Here is a 1,236-nt window from a genome sequence, read left to right as displayed (position 1 = left end):
GGTAACGGTTTTTCCCAGCCACACGCTGCATGACATGCCACCGGCCATTTTTCAGTTGCTGAATAAACGCGCCGGGAATACGACGGTTACCCACCACAAGCACGCTGCCGCCACCTTTCAGGGATGAACGCTGCCCCTTTTTACGACGCCTGCGGCGCGAAAGGACAACCCGCGCATTACCCAGCTTGATTACGGGCAAATCCCCCCGGTTAACTTTGATTCTGGCCTGCGGATTTTTGACCGTGGCCCTTTTCAGCCTGGCCCTTTCCTTTACCAGTTTCCGGCGTACCTTTGTCTCACGGGCAACCTGTGACGCCGACTGCGATATCGCGGATGAAGCAACGCGGTTAATGGCCATTGCGGCGGCACCAGGCACCGCCGTTTTGCTGATACGGCTGAGGTTTTCAACGGCCTGCTCAAGACCTTTTATGGCCATACATCCCCCTTTCAGCGGCGACGGTTAACGGCAGGCGGTACGCCCCGTCCAAGCCAGAGATGACAACTTCCGCCATCATCCGGCGAAACCCGATCTACCCAGAAATTTTCCTCACCGATGGTCAGCGTGTCTCCACGCCGCAGCTGCCGCACCTCATCAGTCCGGACAAACAGGGACGGGCTGGAGCCTTCAACGCGCACGCCCTGTCCGGCATAGCTGATATTTTCAGGGTCATCAAAAACACCACGTATCACCGCACCTGACTGCTCACCGGATGTAATGGTGGCTGACGTTCCCATGTACCCGCGTATCGTTTCATCGGCGCGGGCAATGGCAGCATCGAACAGGTTATCGAAATCAGCCACAGCGCCTCCCGTTATTGCATTCTGGCCAGGCCGCGCTCTGTCATTTCGGCTGCCACACCGGCAGAGACACGAAACGCCGTTCCCGGCAGCACAAATGCCACAGGTTCATCCCGCGTGGCGTGAAGTGCATCAGTATGCAGCTTCACCAGTGCCACGACCGTGACCAGTTCAGACGTATCCAGAATCACGGTATCCGGCTGCGCTGATCCCACCTCATTTTCATGTCCGGTCAGCACATTTTCCCGGCTGAGAGGGGTGTCCTGACCGGCAGTTTCATCCGTGTCATCAAGCTCCTCTTTCAGCTCTGCCACACGGAGCGCCAGTTCTTCTTTCGTCCCCGTCAGGCTGACATCACGGTTCAGTTGTTCACCCAGCGAGCGGAGACGGGCAATCAGTTCATCTTTCGTCATGGACTCCTCCACAGAGAAACAATGG

General features: G+C 57.3%; 3 protein-coding genes. All 3 read right to left on the bottom strand.

Features of this window, described 5'->3' with window-relative positions; genetic code table 11:
• On the bottom strand, nt 1-436 hold a 436-nt coding region (locus E4K64_RS39870; protein WP_052908666.1), incomplete at its 3' end, for a phage tail protein.
• Between the two features lie 11 nt (nt 437-447).
• Nucleotides 448-801, bottom strand: a complete 354-nt coding sequence (locus E4K64_RS39865) for a head-tail joining protein (RefSeq protein ID WP_000752979.1) — start codon at nt 799-801, stop codon at nt 448-450.
• An 11-nt stretch (nt 802-812) separates the two neighbouring features.
• A partial coding sequence (locus E4K64_RS39860; protein ID WP_430642619.1) for a DNA-packaging protein FI occupies nt 813-1,236 on the bottom strand: 424 nt, incomplete at its 5' end.

The organism is Bradyrhizobium frederickii, assembly GCF_004570865.1.
GTDB lineage: Bacteria > Pseudomonadota > Alphaproteobacteria > Rhizobiales > Xanthobacteraceae > Bradyrhizobium > Bradyrhizobium frederickii.
This window is presented reverse-complemented; position numbering and strand designations above follow the sequence as displayed.